Genomic DNA, 3,217 nt, shown 5'->3' with positions numbered 1-3,217 from the left:
GCGCGTCTGCGCCAGCGGCGAGGTTGCGCAGCCCGACCGCATCGCGCAACGCTCGCAGGGTCGGCAGCGCGCGTTCCTCGCGCAGGCGGGCCGCGCCCGCGCGCAGGATCTCCTCGATCCGCGCCGGCTGCGCGATCAGCGCCTCGTACTTCTCCCGCAGCGGGGCGACCTCGGCGTCGATGCGCTCGAACAGCGCTGCCTTCGCGTCACCCCAGGCGATGCCGTCGGCGAACGCCTGGCGCATCGCCGACGTCTCCCCGGTCGATGCAAACGCGCGGTACAGCTGGAACACGTTCGAAGTGTCGGCATCCTTGGCCTCCCCTGGCGCACGCGAGTCGGTGACGATCGAATAGATCAGCTTCCTGAGCTCCCCGCGCGGCGCGAACAGCGGGATGGTGTTGTCGTAGCTCTTGCTCATCTTGCGACCGTCGAGCCCCGGCAGCGTCGCCACCTGCTCCTCGATCACGACCTCGGGCAACACGAAGTGCTCGCCGTACAGGTGGTTGAAGCGCTGGGCAAAGTCGCGCGCCATTTCAATGTGCTGGATCTGGTCGCGCCCGACCGGCACCTTGTGTGCGTTGAACAGCAGGATGTCGGCGGCCATCAGCACCGGGTACATGAACAACCCGGCGGTCACGCCCGCATCGTCGTCCTCGCCGGCTTCGCGGTTGCGGTCCACTGCGGCCTTGTAGGCGTGCGCGCGGTTGAGGATGCCCTTGCCCGCGACGCAGGTCAGCAGCCAGGTCAGCTCGGTGGTCTCGGGGATGTCGGACTGGCGGTAGAAGCGCACCTGGTCAGGCTCGAGCCCGCAGGCGAGCCAGCTGGCGGCGATCTCCAGCGTCGAGCGCTGCACGCGCGCCGGGTCCTGCACCTTGATCAGCGCGTGGTAGTCGGCAAGGAAGTAGTAGCTCTCCACGCCCGGCTCGCGGCTGGCGGCGATAGCCGGCCGGATCGCGCCGACGTAGTTGCCCAGGTGGGGGGTGCCGGAGGTGGTGATGCCGGTGAGGACGCGAGTGGGCTGCATGACGCTTGCAATGGCGGACGGCCCGCCAGTCTAGCGCGGCGCCGCGTGCGGCCCTGACCCGCGACGCGGTGTGCCGCCTGCTCGCCTCAAAAGACAACGGGCCGCTTCCGGCCCGTTGCGGGTGAGCTGCAAATCGGTCAGTGCAGGGTGTCGCTGAAGTCCCGCACCTCGCGGTCGGCGCGGTCGCGGTTCCAGCCGTAGCGCTCCTGCAGGCGGCCGGACAGGTATTCGGCGTTGCCCTCGGCGACGTCGAAGTCGTCGTCGGTCAGGTCGCCCCAGCGTGCCTGGGCCTTGCCCTTGAGCTGGGACCACTTGCCGGAAATGATGTCCTTGTTCATGCGTTGCCTCCTCTTGCGTGTGGGGAAGCGGTACGTCGCCGTACCACGCCTACACCATCGCCGACCGGACATTCGCACGGGGTGTCGGTTGCGTTAAGCGGCGATGAGTCCGAGGCCCACAAAAGCGGAAGGCCGGATTGCTCCGGCCTTCCGTTCATTCCGTCGGTGCGGGTATCAGCACTCGTCGGAGGTATCGCAATCGATGTGGCCTTCGGCCTCGTCCTCGATCTTGTCACCGGCGGCTTCGATGTCCTCACCCACGCCGGCCATGGTGTTGCAGGCGGTGAGGGTGCCCATCGAGAACAGGGACAGCAGCAGCAGGGCGAGCAGACGCTTCATGGGGAATCTCCTAGGCAATGGGCTTGGACGGGGCCGCGCGTGTTGCGGAACACGACCGTGGCCGAACATTGCGTAGGCAGGCGTGAAGCGCGCGTGCAGCCGCGGCGCGCGGCGACGCGCCCGTTCAGCCGGGTCAGTCGCGCATCAACGTGGACTTGCCGAACAGGCTCTCGACCAGGTCGATCGCGACCAGCGCGGTGGCGTTGTTGCGGTCGAGGATCGGGTTCAGCTCCATGATGTCGAGCGAGGCCATCCGGCCGCTGTCGGCGATCATCTCCATGCACAGCTGCGCTTCGCGGTAGTTCGGGCCGCCCGGCACGGTGGTGCCGACACCCGGCGCGACGCTGGGGTCGAGGAAGTCGACGTCGAAGCTGACGTGCAGGTGGGTGTCGTCGTCCATGCCGTCCAGCGCTTCCTCCATGACGCGCTTCATCCCTACCTCGTCGATGTAGCGCATGTCGTAGATGTCCAGGCCGTGCTCCTTGACCAGCTTCTTCTCGCCCTGGTCGACCGAGCGGATGCCGATCTGCCGCACCACGTCGGGCGTGATCGCCGGCGCGTCACCGCCGAGGTGGGTCAGTTCGCGCGGGCCCAGGCCGCACAGGCACGCCACCGGCATGCCGTGGATGTTGCCCGACGGGGTGACCTGGCTGGTGTTGAAGTCGGCGTGGGCGTCCAGCCACAGCACGCGCAGCTTCTTGCCGGCCTCGCGGCAGTAGCGCGCGACGCCGGTGATCGAGCCCAGGCCCAGGCAGTGGTCACCGCCCAGCAGGATCGGCATGCGGCCGCCGGCGAGCTCGGCGTGCATCGCCTCCATCACCAGCCGGTTCCACTCGGTCACTTCGTCGAGGTGGCGGTAGCCCTCGACCGGACCCAGCCAGGGGTTGCGTGGGCCTTCGAGGTTGCCGCGGTCCAGCACGTCCACGCCGCGGGCAGCCAGCGCCTCGCCCAGCCCCGCGATACGCAGCGCCTCCGGTCCCAGCCGTGCGCCGCGGTCGCCGGCACCGACGTCGGTGGGCGCGCCAATGATCGAAACGGGGGGATGGATGCGGCTCATGGCAGTCTCCTTGACCTGGTGCCGGCTGTCAGAGTCGAACTGACGACCTACCGCTTACAAGGCGGTTGCTCTACCAACTGAGCTAAGCCGGCGAAACGGCCATTCTAACGCGGACGCCCGCGCCTACCGCGGTCAGGGCGCGACCGGTTCGGGCTCGGCCAGCGCACCGCAGTCCACCGGTTGCCCCGGCGTCTCGATGCGCCGCTGCGTGTCCGCGGCGTCGAAACCGGCCGGCACCGACACATCCAGCCAGTGCCGTGCAGGACCGGCACCAACCGGCACCGTCTCGACCGCAAACCCCGCCTCGCGCAGCGCCGTGGCGCGCTCCTGCGCCGACGCCTCGTTGCGGTACAGCCCCAGCGCGACCGCGCGCGCGTCCTCGCCGTCGCGGATCACGAACCAGTCGCGGAACCCGGCCGCGGCAATGCGCTTTGCGGCCGCCTCGGCGGCCGCGATGTC

4 protein-coding genes, 1 tRNA gene and 1 pseudogene are annotated in these 3,217 nt (G+C 69.1%); all 6 read right to left on the bottom strand.

The window, feature by feature from the left end:
- A partial coding sequence (locus tag ACKVMH_RS13115; RefSeq protein ID WP_412700620.1) for a tryptophan--tRNA ligase occupies positions 1–1,024 on the bottom strand: 1,024 nt, incomplete at its 3' end.
- A gap of 137 nt (positions 1,025–1,161) precedes the next feature.
- On the bottom strand, positions 1,162–1,362 hold the full coding sequence (locus tag ACKVMH_RS13110; protein ID WP_215218856.1) for a CsbD family protein: 201 nt from the start codon (positions 1,360–1,362) through the stop codon (positions 1,162–1,164).
- Positions 1,363–1,536: 174 nt separating this feature from the next.
- Positions 1,537–1,701 (bottom strand): entericidin A/B family lipoprotein, encoded by a 165-nt coding sequence (locus tag ACKVMH_RS13105; protein ID WP_215218857.1) that lies wholly within the window; start codon positions 1,699–1,701, stop codon positions 1,537–1,539.
- A 133-nt stretch (positions 1,702–1,834) separates the two neighbouring features.
- On the bottom strand, positions 1,835–2,758 hold the full coding sequence (gene rocF / locus ACKVMH_RS13100) for an arginase (RefSeq protein ID WP_412700619.1): 924 nt from the start codon (positions 2,756–2,758) through the stop codon (positions 1,835–1,837).
- Positions 2,759–2,774: 16 nt separating this feature from the next.
- A tRNA-Thr gene (locus ACKVMH_RS13095) sits at positions 2,775–2,850 on the bottom strand.
- 40 nt (positions 2,851–2,890) lie between these two features.
- Positions 2,891–3,217 (bottom strand): annotated as a pseudogene (locus ACKVMH_RS13090) (SPOR domain-containing protein); the annotation flags it as partial.

This window comes from Lysobacter zhanggongensis (genome assembly GCF_046638635.1).
Taxonomy (GTDB): Bacteria; Pseudomonadota; Gammaproteobacteria; order Xanthomonadales; family Xanthomonadaceae; genus Novilysobacter; species Novilysobacter luteus.
This window is presented reverse-complemented; position numbering and strand designations above follow the sequence as displayed.